Annotated in this window: 22 protein-coding genes and 1 other annotated feature; of the genes, 1 reads left to right on the top strand and 21 read right to left on the bottom strand. The window is 52.1% G+C overall.

The features are described 5' to 3' along the window. Nucleotides 1–25 precede the first annotated feature (25 nt). From rpoB to MKY74_RS06420, 19 genes are all read right to left on the bottom strand, one after another. Entirely contained in the window at nt 26–3,571 is a 3,546-nt protein-coding gene (gene rpoB, locus MKY74_RS06510) for a DNA-directed RNA polymerase subunit beta (protein ID WP_076176728.1), read from the bottom strand. A gap of 357 nt (nt 3,572–3,928) precedes the next feature. After that, nucleotides 3,929–4,534: a class I SAM-dependent methyltransferase gene (locus MKY74_RS06505; protein ID WP_076176727.1), complete on the bottom strand. Its 606-nt coding sequence runs from the start codon at nt 4,532–4,534 to the stop codon at nt 3,929–3,931. 136 nt (nt 4,535–4,670) lie between these two features. Beyond that, nucleotides 4,671–5,036 (bottom strand): 50S ribosomal protein L7/L12, encoded by a 366-nt coding sequence (gene rplL / locus MKY74_RS06500; RefSeq protein ID WP_076176726.1) that lies wholly within the window; start codon nt 5,034–5,036, stop codon nt 4,671–4,673. A 65-nt stretch (nt 5,037–5,101) separates the two neighbouring features. Then, nucleotides 5,102–5,605, bottom strand: a complete 504-nt coding sequence (gene rplJ, locus MKY74_RS06495) for a 50S ribosomal protein L10 (protein WP_076176725.1) — start codon at nt 5,603–5,605, stop codon at nt 5,102–5,104. A 112-nt stretch (nt 5,606–5,717) separates the two neighbouring features. Further along, nucleotides 5,718–5,874 (bottom strand) — a sequence feature (ribosomal protein L10 leader region). Nucleotides 5,875–5,946: 72 nt separating this feature from the next. Continuing rightward, the gene (gene rplA, locus MKY74_RS06490) at nt 5,947–6,639 is read right to left on the bottom strand and encodes a 50S ribosomal protein L1 (RefSeq protein ID WP_076176724.1); all 693 of its coding nucleotides are present in this window, start codon (nt 6,637–6,639) and stop codon (nt 5,947–5,949) included. Between the two features lie 83 nt (nt 6,640–6,722). After that, a complete protein-coding gene (gene rplK, locus MKY74_RS06485; protein ID WP_076176723.1) occupies nt 6,723–7,148 on the bottom strand; it encodes a 50S ribosomal protein L11 in 426 nt (141 codons plus the stop codon). 66 nt (nt 7,149–7,214) lie between these two features. Next, on the bottom strand, nt 7,215–7,748 hold the full coding sequence (gene nusG / locus MKY74_RS06480; protein ID WP_076176722.1) for a transcription termination/antitermination protein NusG: 534 nt from the start codon (nt 7,746–7,748) through the stop codon (nt 7,215–7,217). A 22-nt stretch (nt 7,749–7,770) separates the two neighbouring features. Continuing rightward, nucleotides 7,771–7,959, bottom strand: a complete 189-nt coding sequence (secE, locus tag MKY74_RS06475; RefSeq protein WP_076176721.1) for a preprotein translocase subunit SecE — start codon at nt 7,957–7,959, stop codon at nt 7,771–7,773. A 21-nt stretch (nt 7,960–7,980) separates the two neighbouring features. Beyond that, nucleotides 7,981–8,130 carry a 50S ribosomal protein L33 gene (gene rpmG / locus MKY74_RS06470; RefSeq protein ID WP_076176720.1) on the bottom strand — a complete coding sequence of 50 codons (150 nt, stop codon included), beginning with the start codon at nt 8,128–8,130 and terminating at the stop codon, nt 7,981–7,983. Between the two features lie 403 nt (nt 8,131–8,533). Beyond that, entirely contained in the window at nt 8,534–9,178 is a 645-nt protein-coding gene (sigH, locus tag MKY74_RS06465) for an RNA polymerase sporulation sigma factor SigH (RefSeq protein ID WP_076176719.1), read from the bottom strand. Nucleotides 9,179–9,339: 161 nt separating this feature from the next. Further along, nucleotides 9,340–9,861, bottom strand: coding sequence for an NYN domain-containing protein (locus MKY74_RS06460; RefSeq protein ID WP_076176718.1), 522 nt, complete (start codon nt 9,859–9,861; stop codon nt 9,340–9,342). Nucleotides 9,862–9,866: 5 nt separating this feature from the next. Continuing rightward, nucleotides 9,867–10,613, bottom strand: a complete 747-nt coding sequence (rlmB, locus tag MKY74_RS06455; protein ID WP_076176717.1) for a 23S rRNA (guanosine(2251)-2'-O)-methyltransferase RlmB — start codon at nt 10,611–10,613, stop codon at nt 9,867–9,869. 43 nt (nt 10,614–10,656) lie between these two features. Beyond that, complete coding sequence (locus MKY74_RS06450; RefSeq protein WP_076176716.1) at nt 10,657–11,121, bottom strand: Mini-ribonuclease 3; 465 nt, start codon at nt 11,119–11,121, stop codon at nt 10,657–10,659. After that, nucleotides 11,118–12,524, bottom strand: a complete 1,407-nt coding sequence (cysS, locus tag MKY74_RS06445; RefSeq protein ID WP_076176715.1) for a cysteine--tRNA ligase — start codon at nt 12,522–12,524, stop codon at nt 11,118–11,120. Before cysS ends, MKY74_RS06450 begins: the two co-directional genes overlap by 4 nt. A gap of 38 nt (nt 12,525–12,562) precedes the next feature. Further along, nucleotides 12,563–13,243: a serine O-acetyltransferase gene (gene cysE, locus MKY74_RS06440; protein ID WP_076176714.1), complete on the bottom strand. Its 681-nt coding sequence runs from the start codon at nt 13,241–13,243 to the stop codon at nt 12,563–12,565. 617 nt (nt 13,244–13,860) lie between these two features. After that, a complete protein-coding gene (gene gltX, locus MKY74_RS06435; protein ID WP_076176713.1) occupies nt 13,861–15,321 on the bottom strand; it encodes a glutamate--tRNA ligase in 1,461 nt (486 codons plus the stop codon). A 75-nt stretch (nt 15,322–15,396) separates the two neighbouring features. After that, nucleotides 15,397–15,885 carry a 2-C-methyl-D-erythritol 2,4-cyclodiphosphate synthase gene (gene ispF / locus MKY74_RS06430; protein WP_076176712.1) on the bottom strand — a complete coding sequence of 163 codons (489 nt, stop codon included), beginning with the start codon at nt 15,883–15,885 and terminating at the stop codon, nt 15,397–15,399. Further along, complete coding sequence (gene ispD, locus MKY74_RS06425; protein ID WP_373309649.1) at nt 15,882–16,592, bottom strand: 2-C-methyl-D-erythritol 4-phosphate cytidylyltransferase; 711 nt, start codon at nt 16,590–16,592, stop codon at nt 15,882–15,884. The genes ispF and ispD overlap by 4 nt, the downstream gene beginning before the upstream one ends. 54 nt (nt 16,593–16,646) lie before the next feature. After that, entirely contained in the window at nt 16,647–17,723 is a 1,077-nt protein-coding gene (locus MKY74_RS06420) for a PIN/TRAM domain-containing protein (protein WP_076176711.1), read from the bottom strand. Between the two features lie 227 nt (nt 17,724–17,950). Here MKY74_RS06420 and MKY74_RS06415 point away from each other — a divergent pair, with 227 nt between their 5' ends. After that, nucleotides 17,951–18,346: a DUF1573 domain-containing protein gene (locus tag MKY74_RS06415; RefSeq protein ID WP_076176710.1), complete on the top strand. Its 396-nt coding sequence runs from the start codon at nt 17,951–17,953 to the stop codon at nt 18,344–18,346. Between the two features lie 106 nt (nt 18,347–18,452). Here MKY74_RS06415 and pssA read toward each other — a convergent pair whose 3' ends face one another. Then, on the bottom strand, nt 18,453–19,184 hold the full coding sequence (pssA, locus tag MKY74_RS06410) for a CDP-diacylglycerol--serine O-phosphatidyltransferase (protein ID WP_076176709.1): 732 nt from the start codon (nt 19,182–19,184) through the stop codon (nt 18,453–18,455). A 54-nt stretch (nt 19,185–19,238) separates the two neighbouring features. After that, a complete protein-coding gene (gene disA, locus MKY74_RS06405) occupies nt 19,239–20,315 on the bottom strand; it encodes a DNA integrity scanning diadenylate cyclase DisA (protein ID WP_076176708.1) in 1,077 nt (358 codons plus the stop codon). Between the last annotated feature and the right edge of the window lie 5 nt (nt 20,316–20,320).

Here is a 20,320-nt window from a genome sequence, read left to right as displayed (position 1 = left end):
ATTCCCGCCCGCCTTCACACGGTCTTTATTCCACTCCGACTTCTTCGCCTTCCAGGTTGAGGCTCAGCTTATCGCCGGCTGCCTCGTCTTCATCATCGAGCTCTTTCATCTCGATCTCCTGCTCGTCACCGCTCAGGATCTTAACATCCATACCGAGGGATTGAAGCTCTTTGATCAGAACCTTGAACGATTCAGGAACACCCGGTTCCGGAACGTTCTCGCCTTTAACGATGGACTCGTAGGTTTTCACCCGGCCGACCACATCGTCGGATTTGACGGTCAGGATCTCTTGCAGTGTATATGCGGCGCCGTATGCTTCCAGCGCCCAAACTTCCATCTCACCGAAGCGCTGTCCGCCGAACTGGGCTTTACCACCCAGAGGCTGCTGCGTAACGAGCGAGTATGGTCCAGTTGAACGAGCATGGATTTTATCGTCAACCATGTGGGCCAGCTTGATCATGTGCATGACGCCGACGGTAACTTCACGTTCGAACATCTCGCCCGTGCGGCCGTCGTACAGACGCGTCTTACCGTTGCGCTGCATGCCGGCTTCTTCCATGGTGTCAAATACGTCATATTCATTGGCACCGTCGAATACCGGCGTAGCCACGTGAATACCAAGACGCATGGCTGCAAAGCCCAAGTGGACTTCCAGAACCTGCCCGATGTTCATCCGGGAAGGTACCCCCAACGGGTTCAGTACGACCTGTACAGGCGTACCGTCCGGCAGGAACGGCATATCTTCTTCCGGCAGGATGCGGGCCACGACCCCTTTGTTACCGTGACGTCCGGCCATTTTGTCACCTTCAGAAATCTTACGCTTCTGAGCGATGTACACCCGAACCAGTTGGTTTACACCAGGAGGCAGCTCGTCGCCGTTCTCACGGGTAAACACTTTGACGTCCACGATAATCCCGTCACTACCATGCGGTACGCGCAGGGAGGTGTCGCGCACTTCACGCGCCTTCTCACCGAAGATGGCGTGCAGCAAGCGCTCTTCCGCCGTCAGCTCCGTTACGCCTTTCGGTGTAACTTTGCCGACGAGAATGTCGCCAGCGCTGATTTCGGCACCGATCCGGATAATTCCGCGCTCGTCGAGGTTCTTGAGAGCTTCCTCGCCGACGTTCGGAATATCGCGGGTAATTTCTTCCGGTCCGAGCTTGGTGTCGCGTGCTTCGGATTCGTATTCCTCAATGTGAATCGAAGTGTACACATCTTCCTTCACCAGCTTCTCGCTAAGGAGGATGGCATCCTCGTAGTTATAACCTTCCCAGGTCATGAATGCTACGACGACGTTACGTCCAAGAGCCAACTCGCCCATTTCCGTCGAAGGTCCGTCCGCAAGGATGTCGCCCTTCTTAATGACGTCGCCTCTCTTCACGATTGGACGCTGGTTGATGCATGTGCCTTGGTTCGAACGCATAAATTTGTGTAATTTATGTTTAACGATGTCGCCTTTGACTTCTTTGCCGTCCACGGTCTCAATGCGGCGCACCCAAATTTCGTTGGCGGAAGAACGTTCAACTACACCGTCATATTTGGAAACGATACATACTCCGGAATCCTTCGCAGACTTGTGTTCCATTCCTGTACCAACCAGCGGAGCTTTAGGTACGAGAAGCGGCACAGCCTGACGCTGCATGTTCGATCCCATCAGGGCGCGGTTGGAGTCATCGTTCTCGAGGAACGGAATGAGCGCCGTTGCGACCGATACGACCTGTTTCGGCGAAACGTCCATGTAGTCCACGCGATCGCTCGGCATCGGCAAGATGTTGTCGGACTGCTTGTTGTAACGGACGATAACCATATCCTCCGCGAACGTGCCGTCTTCATTCAGCTTCGCGTTTGCCTGTGCGACCACATAGTTGTCTTCCTCGTCAGCTGTCAGGTAGTCGATCTGGTCGGTTACAACACCCGTCTTCGGATCGACCCAACGGTACGGAGCTTCGATAAAGCCGTATTCGTTGATCCGTGCGAACGTAGACAACGAGTTGATCAAGCCGATGTTCGGACCTTCCGGCGTCTCGATTGGACACATCCGGCCGTAGTGACTGTGATGGACGTCACGAACTTCAAAGCCCGCGCGCTCACGCGTCAAACCGCCGGGTCCGAGTGCAGACAGACGGCGTTTGTGCGTCAGTTCAGCAAGCGGGTTGGTCTGGTCCATAAACTGGGACAGCTGGGAGCTTCCGAAGAACTCTTTGATCGACGCGATAACCGGTCGAATGTTGATCAGGGCTTGCGGCGTGATGACATTCGCATCCTGGATGGACATTCTTTCGCGTACGACGCGTTCCATACGGGACAGACCGATACGGAACTGGTTCTGCAGCAGTTCACCGACCGAACGCAGACGACGGTTACCAAGGTGGTCGATATCGTCCGTGTCGCCAATGCCATGCAGCAGGTTAATAAAGTAGCTGATCGAGGAAATAATATCAGCAGGCGTAATATGTTTAACCGATTTATCAATATTTCCGTTCGCAATCACTTTAACGACCTTGCCGTCTTCGATCGGGGAGAATACGTCGATGCTCTGCATCGGAATGTCATCGGCATCAAGCACACCATTGGCAACATGGTACGTCTTGTGTCCGACATTCTTCTCCAGGTGCGGCAGGATTTCGTCAAGGAGACGGCGGTCCACCATTTGTCCGGCTTCGGCAATGATCTCACCGGTATCGGTATCGATCAGTGATTCAGCAAGACGCTGGTTGAACAGACGGTTCTTGATATGCAGCTTTTTATTGATTTTATAGCGGCCGACATTGGCCAGGTCATAACGCTTTGGATCAAAGAAGCGCGCTACCAGCAAGCTCTTCGCATTGTCGAGGGTAGGCGGCTCGCCCGGACGGAGGCGTTCGTAAATTTCGATGAGCGCTTTTTCCGTGGAATCGGTGTTGTCTTTGTCCAGCGTGTTGCGGATGTATTCGTCGTTGCCGAGCAGGTCCAAAATTTCGGCGTCGCTGCCGAAACCAAGCGCCCGCAGCAAAACGGTAACCGGGATTTTACGGGTACGGTCGATCCGGACATACATGATGTCCTTTGCATCCGTCTCCAGTTCAAGCCAGGCACCACGGTTTGGAATCACTGTTGCAGTGTAGGTTTTCTTACCGTTTTTATCGACTTTCGTGCTGAAATAGACGCTAGGAGAGCGTACCAACTGGCTGACAATGACCCGTTCTGCACCGTTGATAATAAATGTACCGGTCTCCGTCATCAGCGGGAAATCTCCCATGAATACTTCCTGTTCTTTGACTTCTCCGGTTTCTTTGTTGATGAGCCGTACTTTCACCCGAAGCGGCGCCGCATACGTCACGTCACGCTCTTTCGCGTCATCGACGGTGTATTTGGGTTCGCCCAGGCTGTAGTCGATGAACTCCAGCACCAAATTGCCCGTAAAATCCTGAATTGGCGAGATATCCTGGAACATTTCGCGCAATCCTTCCTCCAAAAACCATTCATATGATTTCTGTTGGATTTCGATCAGGTTCGGAATCTCAAGTACTTCATTAATTCGTGCATAACTTCGCCGAGTGCGTCGACCATACTGAACAAGATGTCCTGCCAACTTTAACTCACCCCTCATGTCTACTCACTTTAAAAATTGATTGCGAACCTCTGTTTGGAACCTTATAATGGATTCATGCAGAGGATTCATCCACAAATAAAGAAAAGCCCTTACCCGAATGCTTTCGAACAAAGAGCAACTTATCCATGGTCTTGCCTTCTAAACATAGAAGTGACTTCATATCCAGTAGATTTGCCCAAAATGTACATATTATACGTGGACATGCCCTATTTTATGCATATCTCCGCATAAAAACTATTGACATTTCAGCCAACTAAAGACAAGAAGCCTATCCTAATACTGACATTTTATAATAATATCACACATGATTTTTCAAGTCAATAGTCCTATTGCATATTATTGAAAAGATTTTGTAGCCTTAAAAATCCGGTACCCTTTATCTTTGGTGACTTCCTCCACCTGTGCGAACAAGCTCTCCAGCTTCGCCTTTGCCGATGGTGCCCCCTGCTTCTTCTGAATCACGATCCACAAGGTTCCACCTTCATGAAGATGCTCATACGCTTGCTCGAAAATCCGATGCACCGTTTCCTTGCCCGCACGAATCGGCGGATTGGTCAGGATGACATCGAAAGCTTTCCCTTCTACCTGCTGCAGCAGATCGCTCTCCAGAATCGTCACGTTCGTAATTCCGTTCAGCCTGGCGTTTTCCTTGGCGAGTTCCACTGCACGGCTGTTCACATCCAGCATCGTCACATGCCCATCCCCGGCCAGTCTTGCCGCCACCAGTCCGATAGGACCGTACCCGCAGCCCACATCCAGAACCTCAGCCCCCTGCGGAATATCCATCGCTTCGATCAGTACCTTGCTGCCAAAATCAATTCCCTTCTTAGAAAACACCCCGGCATCGCTCGTGAACTTGTAGACTGCACCCCGCAGTCGCTCTTCCAGACTCCGCCGGTCATGTCCGGCTTCGGGCTGGTTGGAATAGTAATGCTGTGACATGCTTTCCCTCCGAATCCTTGGTTTCATTACACAGGATCCCCTGGTTCTAGTCGTTTAGTCACAAGGGATGCGGTTTTACAAAAACAAACCCCTTGAATGATCAAGGGGTTTGCTATGTGCTTCAACTGAGAAGGAATTACTTCACTTCTACAGTAGCGCCTGCTTCTTCCAATTTAGCTTTAACGGATTCAGCTTCTTCTTTACCCACTTTTTCTTTCAGTGGTTTTGGAGCGTTGTCAACGAGTTCTTTAGCTTCTTTCAAGCCAAGACCTGTGATTTCGCGAACGGCTTTGATAACGTTGATTTTGGAAGCACCAGCGTTAGCCAGGATTACGTCGAATTCAGTTTGCTCAGCAGCTTCAGCTGCGCCAGCGCCGCCGCCAACTACAGCTACTGGAGCTGCAGCAGTTACGCCGAATTCTTCTTCGATTGCTTTAACCAGGTCGTTCAGTTCCAAAACAGTCATACCTTTGATTGATTCCAAGATTTGCTCTTTACTCATGGTTGAACCTCCATTTTATAATAAAATTATTTTTTGTTTACTTTTAAGCTGTCAGAACGGGAAGCTTACGCTCCTTGTTCTTCCTTCTCAGCCACAGCCTTAACTGCAAGCGCGAAGTTGCGAACTGGAGCTTGAAGCACGCTGAGGAGCATGGAAAGGAGACCTTCGCGGGATGGCAGTTCTGCCAACGCCTTGATTTGGTCAACGCCGACTACACGGCCTTCAACCACGGCACCTTTCAGTTTCAAAGCTTCGTTCTTCTTAGCAAAATCGTTAAGGATTTTAGCTGGTGCTACGGCGTCTTCTGCACTGAATGCGATAGCTGTTGGACCGGTCAATACTTCGTCCAGTTCAGTCAGCTCAGCAGCGGCAGTCGCACGGCGCAGCAAAGTGTTCTTCAACACTTGGAATTCAACACCCGCTTCGCGAAGCTGCTTACGCAGTTCGGTAGCTTGGGCAACGTTCAATCCGCGGTAGTCGGCCACTACTGTCGTTGCACTTTCGCGCAATTTCGCAGTTACCGCATCTACAGCTTCTTGTTTCGCTTGAATCACTTTTGCGTTTGCCAATGTCTACACCTCCTGAAAGTTTCAATGACTGTCCAGCCGGACTTGCCGGCCGCCAGTTCGATCTACGTCGGAGTCCGCTTCGAGTCTGAGTACTCTTGGCTTCTCCGATTTCATAGGCAAGTAAAAAGCCTCCGTAGATTTACGAAGGCCTGATGAATGATGATTGTCCGGGCAAAGCGCAGGAAAATCATATATATTCTATCACAACACCTCGGTAGGAAATTAAGCCCTTAGGCACCTACTGTCTACGGTAAGCATATTCAACTTTAGTGGTCGGTCACAAGGACCTAAACAACAACTTTTATATAGTAACAGATAACTCAGAACGAGTCAACGATAACTTATTTAAAGGTTGCTGTATTCACGCGTGCGCTTGGTCCCATCGTCGAGGATACGGCGATCCCCTTCAGATAAACACCTTTTGCAGCAGCTGGTTTAGCACGGTTGAGTGCGTCGATGAGAGATTTGAGGTTCTCATTCAGTTTGGCCGCATCAAAAGATACTTTACCGATCGGTGCGTGAATTTGACCTGCTTTGTCCAGACGGTATTCGATTTTACCGGCTTTGATTTCTTGAACAGCCTTGGCAACATCGAACGTAACTGTTCCTGCTTTAGGGTTAGGCATAAGGCCTTTACCACCGAGCAGACGACCCAGTTTACCGACTTCGCTCATCATATCAGGTGTAGCGACGCAGACGTCGAATTCGAACCAGCCTTGTTGGATCTTGTTGATCATGTCTTGATCGCCAACAAAATCTGCGCCAGCCGCTTCCGCTTCCTTCGCTTTGTCACCTTTCGCAAATACCAATACGCGTTGTGTTTTACCCGTGCCATGAGGCAGGACAACAACACCACGAACGGCTTGGTCTTGTTTACGTGGGTCAACGCCCAAACGAACTGCAACTTCAACGGTTTCGTCGAACTTGGCAGTCGCAGCCTTTTTCACAAGCTCTACAGCTTCTGCTGGCTCGTATACTGCTTCACTGTCGATCAGCTTGGCAGCTTCAACATACTTCTTACCATGTTTAGCCATGTTTGTTCCTCCTTTGTGGTTTTAGCGGATATTCCTCCCACATGTGCCGGCCTCATAGGCCGGGTGTCGCAAGAAAAACCGGATTAGTCTTCGATTGTGATACCCATGCTGCGTGCAGTACCTTCAACCATACGCATAGCTGCTTCAACGGAAGCTGCGTTCAGGTCAGGCATTTTTTGCTCAGCGATTTCACGGACAGTGCTGCGTTTAACGGTAGCGACTTTCTTCTTGTTAGGTTCGCCGGAACCCTTCTCGATTTTGGCAGCTACGCGAAGCAGAACTGCAGCCGGTGGAGTTTTGGTAATGAACGTAAAGGAACGATCCTCAAATACCGAAATTTCAACCGGAATGATCAGACCAGCTTGATCAGCGGTACGAGCGTTGAATTCTTTACAGAATGCCATGATGTTGACACCTGCTTGACCCAATGCTGGACCTACTGGCGGCGCCGGATTCGCTTTACCTGCAGGGATTTGCAGTTTAACAACCTTGATTACCTTCTTTGCCATGTAAGACACCTCCTTCAAAAGTGGTTAGCGGGCCTCGAGGCCCTCCCACAAGAAACCTGAAGAACTTTATATCTTCTCCACCTGAGTATAATCCAGCTCAAGCGGGGTTTCCCGTCCAAACATGTTGACGTGTACCTTCAGCTTGCTCTTGTCGACGAGAATTTCTTCTACCGAGCCAACAAAATTCGCAAAAGGACCAACTTTGATACGTACGGATTCTTTAATATCGAATTCGATCTTCGGCTTCGGCTCTTCCATACCCATATGCTTCAGAATCTGTTCCACTTCTTCCGGAAGCAAAGGCGTCGGCTTGGAACCCGAACCCGTCGAACCGACAAATCCCGTAACCCCTGGCGTATTGCGTACAACGTACCAGGAATCGTCAGTCTGGATCATTTCCACCAAGACATATCCGGGGTAAACCTTTCTCATGACGACCTTTTTCTTGCCGTCCTTGTTTACCACTTCTTCTTCCATCGGAACAAGAACGCGGAAAATCTTGTCTTCCATGCCCATGGACTCAACGCGTTTTTCCAAATTGGCTTTGACCTTATTCTCATACCCAGAGTAGGTATGAACTACGTACCATCTTTTTTCCATATCAAGCCACCCGGGACCCTTCTTAAATAATCGCTTCGATCACAGCGGAAATGCCGATATCTAGAACCCAAAAATAAATCGTGACGATCGCAATGGTGCCAAGTACGATAAGCGTGTAATTCGTCAACTCTTTACGATTAGGCCAGCGAACTTTTTTAAGTTCCGCCCAGCTTTCAGAGAAAAAGGAAAACAGAGACTTGAAACCTTTCACGCCGACTACACCTCCAAAAAACTATCTGGTTTCGCGATGAGGAGTTTGCTCGTTACAAAACTTGCAAAATTTCTTCATCTCCATGCGGTCGGGGTGATTTCGCTTGTTTTTGGTAGTCGTATAGTTTCTTTGTTTGCAATTCGTACAAGCCAAAGTGATAATTACCCGCATGCTGTGCACCTCCCGAAGACGTCCTTCTATTTCAGAAGAGTCAATATTGATCCCTAGTAGGAAACAGCCTAAACTTTTCATCGCTGAAAAGAAAAAAAACCGTTCCTGCGAAATGAACGATTAAGCTCGTGCCGAAGCCTTTGCTCTCTCATTCATTAAAACACGCGAATTTAGGCCTACCTAAAACACTTTATCACAAGGGTCAAACCATGTCAACGAAAGAATGGCCTTGTCAATACGCGTTTAAAAACCACGATTCCCTGTCGTTTCAAGCCTTTTTTCTCATCATAAGCCGCCTGCATTCATTTACCAGTATGATTCATTCGTCCAGAGGTTAAACCTCGGCACTTCCGAGTGAATAAAAAAAGACTCCTTACGAGCCTTTCTTCACCTTAGCGTCTGTTCAATTGTCGCGAACTTCCAAATATCTCTCCAGCTTGCGCTTGACCCGCTGCAGAGCATTATCGATCGATTTCACATGCCGTTTCAAATCCACCGCAATTTCCTGATAGGAGCGGCCGTCCAAATACAGCATCAGCACTTTGCGCTCCAAGTCGCTCAGAATCTCGGACATCTTGTCCTCGAGTCCGACGAACTCTTCCTGGTTAATAATCAGCTCTTCCGGATCGCATACCTGCGAGCCGCAAATCACGTCAAGCAGCGTACGGTCGGAGTCCTCATCATAGATAGGCTTGTCCAACGACACGTAAGAATTCAGCGGGATATGCTTCTGTCTCGTCGCGGTCTTGATCGCCGTAATGATCTGCCTCGTAATGCACAGCTCGGCAAAAGCCTTGAACGAGGACTGCTTGTCCCCTCTGAAATCACGGATCGATTTGTATAAACCGATCATGCCTTCCTGGATGATATCCTCGCGGTCGGCGCCGATCAGAAAATAAGATCTGGCTTTGGCCCGCACGAAATTCCGGTACTTGTTAATCAAGTACTCCAGCGCTTCACTGTCACCTTCGCGGAAATATTCGACTACGTCCTCATCCGTCTTGTAATCATAATCAGATAACATTAACTCTTTAAGGTCGACGCTCACCAAGAAACCCCCCGGCTGCAACGCAAGGTACCCGTTACTCGTGAAATATACGAACAGTATAAATGATGCTCTCCAAGCCGTCAACCACGGATTATCCAAAAAAGAACAGCGATAGCAAAATTGTCAAGAGCTGCAAATTTGTCATTTCATACAAAAGTTGGCTATTCCCGCCGCCATCGTTCGAAGATTTCGCGGATGTCCGGCGACAGCTTGCTGTCCAGCGTATTGCGCGTCGATCTGGCCTGATCTTCCTTGATCCGCTTCTGGATCATCTGCTCGCTGTTCTCCACTTCGATCAGCAGCTCCCGGGCGGACAAGCGAAGCGCTCCCCGCGCGAAGATGACATGCTGTTCGATCAAATCGCTGGTCGCCACATAAATCTGCCTGCTTCGCCGGGTCAGCTCTCCAACAAGACGCTCAATGCATTCGTCCGCCGTCTCCTTCTCCTTCGTAAAGTACACCTGGACCTTGCTCTGCGAAAAGGATTTGCCCAGACCCGGCACCCGGTAGGCGTCAAATACCGCGATCACTTTTCTTCCGGAAAAAGCCTGGTAATCGGCCAGCCTGGCCAGCAGCTCGTCCCTGGCCTCCTGCATGCTGATCTGCGACAGCTCTGCAAGGGACGGCCATCCGCCGATCATGTTATAGCCATCGACCAGAAGCACATCGCGCAAAGCCGCCATTCCGGCTAACCTTGGGTGCGGCGCCGGCGCAGAACTTCGTACATCACGACTCCCGCGGCCACGGAAGCGTTAAGCGAGTTGATTTGACCTTTCATGGGGAGTTTCACCAAAACATCGCATTTTTCGCGGATCAGTCTGCCCATGCCTTTCCCTTCGTTACCGATGACTACGGCGACGGGGCCGTCAAACACATTCGTGTCGTACATCTCGGAGGAAGCCGACACGTCGGTACCGACGACCCAAATCCCTCTCTCTTTCAGCTCCTCAATGGTCTGCCCCAGGTTCGTTACGCGTGCGACCGGGACGTATTCGGCGGCGCCGGCGGACGTCTTGGACACGGTCGCGGTAACCTGCGCCGACCGGCGTTTCGGCACGATTACCCCATGAACGCCGGTGCAGTCTGCGGTCCGGAGAATCGAGCCGAGATTGTGCGGATCTTCGATTTCATCCAACAGCAAGATGAACGGCGCTTCCCCCTTGGTTTCCGCGGCCTGCAGGATGTCCTCCACTTCGGCGTAGGCGTAAGGCGCCGCCTGCGCGACTACCCCTTGATGCTGCATACCCGGCGCCATCTGGTCCAGCTTGCGCTTGTCCACCTGCTGAATGACGACGCCAAGCTTTTTGGCCTCGAAAATGATCGGCTGCGTCAGATGCTTTTGGGCATTTTCCGCAATCCATATTTTATTGATCGTCCGCCCGGATCGAAGCGCTTCGGTGACCGAATGCTTCCCGGCAATGATTTCTTCCTCCATCGATTTTCCTCCTGATTCTTATTGCCTGTGATGGCCTGCCATCTTATTTCTTCTTGGGCTGCTGCTCTATGAACTTGATCCCCGTGTCGATTAACTCCTGCATGCGCTCGAACTGCCCGGTATAGTACAAGTATCCGATCAGGGACTCGAACGCGGTGGCATGCCGGTATTCCAGCACATCGGCATTTTTCGGAATGGTGCCCGACTTGGCGTTGCGGCCTTGGCGGACTACGTCGCGCTCCTCTTCAGTCAGCATCTCCTCCAGCGCGCCGATAATCCGGCTTTGGGCCTTGGCCGAGACAAGTCCGGTCGCCGAACGGTGCAGCTGATTGGGCCGCAGGTTCGTCTTGGAAATCAAATATTGGCGGATGGCCACCTCATAGATAGCATCGCCAATATAAGCCAAGACGATTGGCGGAATCAGCCGGGCCGGCTTGGATGGCGGGTAGCTGAACATCCAGCTTCCCGCACTTTCCGGCAGCAGTTCGTTGCCGTCCGCCCCGCTCATTTGCGGCGCCAGCGCATGCCCTGCGCCGTATCCTCCAGCAGAATTCCCTTGGCCGCGAGCTCGTCGCGGATTTCATCCGCGCGGCCCCAGTTTTTGTTCTTCCGGGCTTCGGCACGCTCGGCGATCAGCTGCTCCACTTCCTCGTCCAGAAGCTCGGCCTTTTCCTCGAAATAGAGCCGCAGCACCGCGTTCAATTCGTCAAAAGCCGCCAGCATCGCCTGCAGTTCCGCAGGGTTCGCCACAGGCTCCTGAAGCAGCAGATTGGCTTCGCTCACCCATTCGAATACGGAGGTAATCGCATCCGGCGTATTGAAATCATCGTTCATTTTTTCATAGTAGGAAGCGAGAATCGCATCCAGCTTCTGCTGCACGGATTCGCGGACCGGACCGTTTCCGTCCGGAGCCACCGTATCCAGGCGGTGCTTCATATTCGTGACGGCGTTGGCGATCCGCTCCACGCTGTTCATCGCCTGATCCATCGTCTCGCTGTTGAAGTTGAGCGGATTGCGGTAATGCGTGGACAGCATGAAGTAGCGGATTGCTTCTTTTTTATATTGGGCGCGCAAATCCTTGACCAAAATGCCGTTTCCGAGCGATTTCGACATTTTCTCGTTATTGATCTTGATGTACCCGTTATGCATCCAGTAGTTGGCCAGCGGCTTACCGGTCAAAGCTTCCGACTGCGCAATTTCGCACTCGTGATGCGGAAACTGCAGGTCCTGTCCGCCTCCGTGGATATCCAGGGTGTCGCCAAGGTAGCGGCGGGCCATGGCCGAGCATTCGATGTGCCAGCCAGGGCGGCCGTCGCCCCAAGGGCTTGCCCAGTAAATCTCCCCCGGCTTCGCCGCCTTCCAAAGCACGAAGTCTTCCGGGCTTTCCTTCCGCTCGTCGACGCCGATCCGGATGCCGAACTGCAGCTCCTCCAGCTTCTGATGCGAAAGCTTGCCGTAACCCGCAAATTTGCCGGTCCGGTAGAAAACGTCGCCCCCTTTTTCATAAGCGAAGCCTTCGTCTTCCAGCTCCTTGATAAAGGCGATGATGTTATCCATGTTCTCCGTCACCCGCGGGTTGATCGTCGCCTTATGAATGCCCAGCCCGTCGAGGTCCTCGTAGTACGCTTTAATAAACGTATCGGCCACCACCGGCACGGTGCTGTTCATCTGCTCGGCTTTGCGGATCAGCTTGTCGTCCACGTCCGTGAAGTTCACCACGTAATTGACTTCGTTGCCGATCTGCTCGAGATACGAGCGAACGACGTCGAAAAAGATCATCGGACGCGCATTCCCGATATGAATGTAGTCGTATACGGTCGGACCGCACACGTACATGTTCACTTTTCCCGGCTGCTTCGCCACAAACTCTTCTTTCGCCCGGATCATCGTATTATAAATTTGAAGGGACATATCCACATTTCCTTTCATCCATGAAATTCGCTGCTTCTTTATTTCGAACGTGCTCCAGCCGGGGTTTCCTCCTGCTGCAGCCGGTTGTTTTCCGTTTGTAGTCTTTCCAATTCACCGCGAAGCTGTTCGATCTCCTGCTGCATGCTGCGCAGCGAATCGACGATCGGGTCAGGCAGCTGGTGGCTTAGACGGTCCACCCGGCGCCCGTCCTGCTTCACGATTCTTCCCGGAATGCCCACCACCGTGCTGTTCGAGGGGACTTCCTTCAGAACGACCGAGTTGGCTCCGATGTTGCACTGGTCGCCGACCGTAAACGATCCCAGCACTTTCGCGCCGGACGCAATGACGACATTGTTGCCGATGGTCGGATGCCGTTTGCCTTTTTCCTTCCCGGTGCCCCCGAGGGTAACGCCCTGGTAAATGACGACGTCGTCCCCGATCTCACAGGTCTCCCCGATGACCACACCCATGCCATGGTCGATGAACAGGCGCTTGCCGATCTTCGCTCCGGGATGAATCTCGATCCCCGTCATGAAACGGCTGACCTGGGAAATCACGCGCGCCAGCGTATACCACCGGCGTTTGTACAGTGCATGCGCAACCCGATGAGCCCAGATGGCATGCAGTCCGGAATAGGTGAAAATGACCTCGAACAGACTTCTGGCCGCCGGATCATTCTCGAATACGGTTTGGATATCCGATTTCATGTGCTTGAACATATCCGTTCCCCTCTTTGCTTCTTCTGTTCTCCATCGTTACGTGGAGGCACAACACCCTTCTCATCCTGACAACAAAAGCGTTCATCGACGTTTCTTCATCGACGCTTGTTCATCGAGTCCCAACACGCTCAGCGAAGATTCTTTCAACAAAAAACGCCCCTGCAGCATCATGCTGCAGAGACGTTATACGCGCGGTCCCACTCTGCTTGGGCCTTGCTGCTGACGTGCCCGCCGGTAATTCCGGCAGACTGCATCGCAAACGAAAAGCCCCACTTTCTGTCCTCATAACGGCGGACGTCCGGCACAGTCTAACGGGGGAGATCCTCCTCCGCTCATCCATGCAGCTCACAGGTGCATTTCCACTGCCGGCCAATAGGTAACTTCCAGCCTAAAGGAAGACTTGCGCCTCCCTTGCGGTCACCCTCTCTGTCAATGGCGTGATCAATGTACTTCTCCTGATCTTCGCTGATCGCACATTGGATCATTCGGCACTCCCAGTAACAGCGGGGCCGAATTGATTTTGCTTGTAATTATAGCCGATAAGTCGTCTTACTGACAAGAAGTGTTTCAGGGAGCTTATGGGTTAGAATATGCTGTGATTACAAGAAAGAATCCACTTATGCTCCCTTAATTTGCGATTTAAGCCGCTCGATCACGCGTCCGCGGCCCAGCAGGAAGATCGTCTCGTTCAGATCGCGGCCATGCATCTGGCCGGTCAGCGCGACACGGATCGGCATAAAGAGCTGCTTGCCTTTCACGCCGGTCTCCTTCTGAACCTCTTTGATAAGCGCGGCAATATGCGAAGCGGTATACTCCTCCGAAGCTTCGATCTTCGCCAGCAGCGCCGACAATACGGTAGGTACCTGCTCCTCAGCCAGCACCGGCAGGGCTTCCTGATCGATTTCCAGATGGGTGCGGAAGAACACCTCCGACAGATCGACAATATCCGATGCGGCTGTCATCTGTTCCTGATAGAGGGCGACCAGCTTGCGCGTCCATGCCTTCTGCTCCTCATCCAGTTCGGCCGGCAGGCGGCTCGCTCGCTGCAAGTGCGGTATCGCCAGCTCCGTAATCCGGTCGGTATCGGCATTCTTAATGTACGTATTGTTCAGATGAGCCAGCTTGTTCTGATCGAACACGGCCGGGCTCTTCGACAGGCGGTCCGGATTGAAGATCTTGATCAGCTCTTCTCTGCTGTAAATCTCTTCTTCACCTTCCGGAGACCAGCCCAGCAGGGCGATAAAGTTCACCATCGCTTCCGGCAGATAACCCAGCTGGTCGTACTGCTCGATGAACTGGATGATCGACTCATCCCGTTTACTGAGCTTCTTGTGGTTCTCATTCACGATCAGCGTCATATGACCGAACTGCGGCGGCTCCCAGCCGAACGCCTCGTAGATCATCAGCTGGCGCGGCGTGTTGGAAATATGGTCTTCCCCGCGCAGGACGTGGGAAATTTCCATCAGATGGTCGTCGAGCACCACCGCGAAGTTGTAAGTCGGAATGCCGTCCTTTTTCACAATGACAAAGTCACCGGTGTCCTGGGTATTGAAAGAAATCGTTCCTTTGACCATATCGTTGAACGTGTACGTCTTATTGTCCGGTACCCGGAAGCGAATGCTGGCCACCCGGCCTTCCGCTTCGAATGCCTGGCACTGCTCAGGCGTCAAGTCACGGTGCTTGCCGGAATAGCGCGGCGTCTCGCCGCGGGCGATCTGCTCTTCCCGTTCCTTCTCCAGCTCTTCCTCAGTGCAATAGCAGCGGTAAGCCAAGCCGCGGTCCAGCAGGTCCTGCCAGTATTTCTTATAAATGTCCAGACGTTCGGTCTGGCGGTAAGGGCCATACGCCCCGCCCACATCAACGCTTTCGTCCCAGTCCATGCCAAGCCATTTCAAATACTTCAGCTGGCTTTCTTCGCCGCCTTCGATATTCCGCTTCACGTCCGTATCTTCGATTCGGATAATAAACTCTCCGCCCTGGTTACGGGCATACAAATAGTTAAACAGCGCCGTTCTGGCATTGCCAATATGTAAATGTCCGGTTGGACTCGGTGCATAACGTACACGCACTTTGCTCATCCTGATCCCCTCCGTCATATCATTGATCAATAAAGTCCGTTCAGAAATACTTTACCCTATTCCAGCTTAAATCCTTCAAGATGATAGCACATCTTGGATCAAGCATACAACCGATTGGGCCGCAATGCCTTCTCCCCGACCGGTGAATCCGAGCTGCTCCGTCGTAGTTGCCTTCACATTGACCTGTGTCACGTCGGCATCCAGCGCCTTGGCGATGATTTCAGCCATCTGCGGAATATAAGGAGCCATTTTCGGACGCTGGGCGATAATGGTCGAATCGATGTTGCCCAGGCGGTACCCCCGCTCCTTGGCGAGGTCCCATACATGCAGCAGCAGCTTCAAACTGTCCGCGTCCTTGAATTCCGGATCCGTATCGGGAAAATGCTTGCCAATGTCCCCCAGCGCAAGCGCACCCAAAATCGCATCCGCAACGGCATGCAGCAGCACGTCCGCGTCGGAATGTCCCAGCAGCCCCTTCTCGTACGGAATCGTGACTCCGCCAATGATGCACGGCCTGCCCTCCACCAGCTGGTGAACGTCAAACCCTTGTCCTACACGTATCATCCCTTTTTCTCTCCCTTGCGTTTCTGCATAAATGCGGCGTACTCCAAATCTTCCGGCGTCGTAATTTTGATATTCGTATAGCTGCCTTCCACAACCGCCACGGGAATGCCCAGCCGCTCCACGAGCATGGAGTCGTCGGTGCCGGCGAAGCCGTCCGCTGCGGCGCGTTCATGAGCTCTTTTCAAATCGGAAAGACGAAAAGCCTGTGGGGTGTGAATGGCCCACAGACTCCGGCGATCAGGGGTCGCCAGAATCGTCCCCGAATCGTTCACCTGCTTGATGGTATCCTTCACCGGCACCGCCAGCACGGCCGCTCCTTCCTGGAGCGCCTTCCGGTAGCAGGCCTCAATGTGTTCAGGTTCCACGAACGGGCGAACCCCGTCATGAACCATTACCCATTCTGTGCCGATTTCCATCAAGCCGTTGTATACGGATTGTTGTCTTTCGCTTCCGCCGGCGATGACCTTGGTTACTTTACCAAGTCCGTAATCCCGGATCCACTGCTCGCAGCGCGGAATATCGTCCGCACCGGTGACCAGGACCACTTCTTTCACCAGCGGCATTTGTTCAAAAATGTCCAGCGTATGCATAATGATGGGCTTGTCTTCAAGCATAAGGTACTGCTTGCTTTCCTGCGTCCCCATCCGGGAGCCGCGGCCCGCGGATACCACAATGACGCCCACCTGATTCTCTGTGCCCAAGTCGATGCAAAGCCTCCTCAACAACTGACCGAAAAAGAGTATACCCCCATCATACCGCGTTTACTGGGCTTTTTCCAACAGTTTCGGTTTGGCGAAGATCATCCGCCCCGCGGAGGTCTGCAGCACGCTCGTTACCAGCACTTCCATCATATTGCCTATATAGTCGCGTCCGCCTTCAACCACAATCATGGTTCCGTCGTCGAGATAAGCCACTCCCTGGCCATGCTCTTTGCCGTCCTTGATCACCTGCACCATAATTTCTTCCCCCGGCAGGACGACCGGCTTCACGGCGTTGGCCAAATCGTTAATGTTCAGTACGGATACGCCTTGCAGCTCGCACACCTTGTTCAGGTTAAAATCGTTGGTCACCACTTTGCCCTGCAGCACCTTGGCGAGCTTCACCAGCTTGCTGTCCACTTCGGAAATTTCTTCGAAATCCCCTTCATAGATCAGCACCCTGACGTCCAGTTCCTTCTGGATCTTGTTCAAAATATCGAGTCCTCTTCGTCCGCGGTTCCGCTTCAAGAGGTCAGAGGAATCCGCGATATGCTGAAGCTCTTCCAGTACAAATTCGGGAATGACGATCGTTCCTTCGATAAAACCGGTTTTGCAGATGTCCGCGATCCGGCCGTCGATAATGACGCTTGTATCGAGAATCTTATGCTCCTCAATCCGGCGTTCCTCCGGCAGCTCGCCCCGGCTCCATTTACCGGAAGTCCACAGGGAAGCGAGCTCCTCTTTCTTTTCCAAGCCAATCCGAAGTCCCATATAACCGCACACAAACGTCACGCCGACAGCCAGTAAATCCCCGGCATGTCCAATCCAGGCAAGGCTGGGGTAGATTAATAGAGCCAGCAGCAGTCCTCCGATCAGACCCGACGCTCCGGCCGCCAGTTCATTCATCGGCGTGTTCGAGAACGAAGCGATAAACGAATGCAGACGATACGATACAGCTTGAGCACACAGGGAACCAATCAACATAAATAAAATTGCGCCAACCACAGCGAACATCAGGCTGCCCCACAGCGAATCATCAATTCCAATTCCAGGGAACGACCAGCCTGCTGCATGATGCAGCGAGTACCCGATCCATGCCCCGCATAATCCGGCAAATGCCGTGATCGATTTCCTCAGCATCAGTTCCCTCACCTCCTTAAATCCATATTTTTAATAGTTGCAGATTTCATTAGCAGTATGGTCCATTTTGCAGCAACCTAATCCTGTATATTCCAATTTTTATTGGACGGCTGAACCTTTCTTTTGTACCATCCTACAGAAGTCTCGTTTTTGGTTGAAAATGGGGAATTGACTGGAATATAATAAGTTCAATTCAAAAAACTAGAGGTTAGAGGTGAATAGGTTACATGGGCACACCAAGTTTACAAGACTTTCAAGATCAGGTTTCCGAACTGTTGCTCCGTCACCGCAGTCTGCTGGATGTATTGTCAAAGAATGGACAAAGCAGTGCCTCCGTGAACCGGTCCGTCGCCAAAGCGATTACCGATTGCGGCTGTATTGAACTTCATGCCACCAAACAAACCTTTGCTCCGGGACTGAACCTCGAGGAAGCCAAGGAAACGGTACGGACCCATGTCCAAGGGGAGCTGTGCGAGAACTGCCGCGAGGTGATCAGCACCGAGCTCGGGCGGAACCTGTTCTATATGTCGGCGCTGTGCAATCTGCTCGATATCAATATGGATGAAGTGGTCCGGAAGGAATCGCAAAAATGCTCTACCCTCGGTCTGTTTAACATGTCATAGAAGACAAGATTTTTTTATACATCAAAAAAAGCATTTATCTCGCTGCTCCGGGCAGGAAATAAATGCTTTTTATTTTTGCATCCCGTTCTATTAAACAGGACGTCGTTTATGAGGAGTGGTCGTTGAACACTTTATCGGACTGCTCGCGATGGCGCCGGCGTCTCCGCGACAACCTTCTCACGTTCTCCTTCACACCGTAAGCGGCATACAGCACCAGCGGCAGGAAAATCAGCTTGGAGAGCTGATCCGGGAACGTAACGGCGACCGCAACTCCGGCAAGGATGACGAACGGCGCGTACATCATCGCTTTCTTCGGAAAACCGATTTTCTTGAAGTTCGGATACCGGACCGTGCTGACCATCAGGTATGACAGCAGCAGCATGGCGATGATCATATAGGGGGCGGAAATATCATCACGGAACAAAGATAATGTTGCAAGCACACCGCCCGCTGCCGGTATAGGCAGACCTATAAAGTAGCCCGGGCTGCCTGATTGGACGTTGAAGCGGGCAAGCCGAAGCGCCCCGCACATGGGAAATACGGCGGTTACCGTCCAGATCAGCGCATGATGCATATCGTGGAAACAAGAAATGTACATGATAAGAGCGGGTGCAACACCAAAGGAAATTACATCCGAGAGGGAGTCCAGTTCCTTGCCCAACTCACTCTGTGCATTGAGCGCCCGGGCCACCCGGCCGTCCAATCCGTCGAGAAGCATTGCAATGATAATCATGATGGCCGCCAAGCTCAGCTTGTTGTCGAGGGCCAGCATAATCCCTACCATTCCGAGAAACAAGTTACCCAAGGTACACATGTTCGGAATTGATTTCGTAAACATTTTCTCACCTCAAATATCGTAGTACCCCCATGTCATCCATTGATTGTATGGCATTTAAATTTGTCTGTCAATGAATACTTGTTCCTGCAAGCGTTTCAGTCCCTCTTTAATATTGCGGGCTCTGACTTCGCCAATTCCATCCACTTCATCCAATTCTTCGATCGTAGCCATCATGATATGCGGCAGCCGTTCAAAGCGTTCCACCAGGTTGTGAATGATGACGTTCGGCAGACGTGGAATTTTATTGAGGATCCGGTAACCACGGGGTGCTACAGACTCTTCTGAGGTTGCCGCCGACAACGGATATCCCAGCAGGCGGACGACATAGTGGATATCGAGCAGCTCGTCGTCGGTCGCCCGTTTCAGTCCGGCGATCATCTCGCGGATCTTCTCATCGTTGTCGTCACGGGCATAGTCTTTGTACAGGAGCCAGGCTTCTTCCTCCATGTTGCTCACGAGCTCTTCCATCTGCATGCTGATCAGGCGCCCTTCGTTCCCCAGCTCGTTGATGTAGCGCTTGATTTCCATCTTGATGCGCAGAACCATCTCCACGCGCTGGATGACGTTGACCACTTCGGGTACGGTGACCAGCTCTTCGAATTCGGAAGCCGACAGATTCGTCAGCGACTGGTTCAGCACCGCCCGGTACTTCTCCAGTGTCTGAAGCGCCTGGTTGGCTTTGGTTAGAATGACGCCGATCTCTTTCAACGCGTAGCGGAGCGTCCCTTGGTACAAGGTAATGATGTTCCGGCGCTGGGAAATCGACACGACCAGCTTGCCGGTCTGTTTGGCGACCCGCTCGGCCGTCCGGTGCCGAATCCCCGTTTCGATCGAAGATATGGACGAGTCCGGAATCAGCTGGGTGTTGGCATAAAGAATCCGCTTCAGGTCTTCACTCAAAATGATGGCCCCGTCCATCTTGGCCAGCTCATATAAGTAGTTGGGCGAGAAATCGCAGTTGATGGAGAAGCCTCCGTCCACAACCTCCATCACTTCGGGACTGTAGCCGACCACCAGCAGTCCCCCGGTTTTGGCGCGCAGCACGTTTTCCAGGCCGTCGCGAAACGGCGTGCCGGGTGCCACGAGCTTCAATAAATCGTTCATTTTCTCCAATTGGCTCGGTTCTTTCATCTTCA

Origin of the sequence: Paenibacillus sp. FSL R5-0378 (genome assembly GCF_038009285.1) — a bacterium.
GTDB lineage: Bacteria > Bacillota > Bacilli > Paenibacillales > Paenibacillaceae > Paenibacillus_AQ > Paenibacillus_AQ favisporus.
Note: the sequence above shows the minus strand (reverse complement) of the source record. Positions and strands in the feature narration are given on the sequence as shown.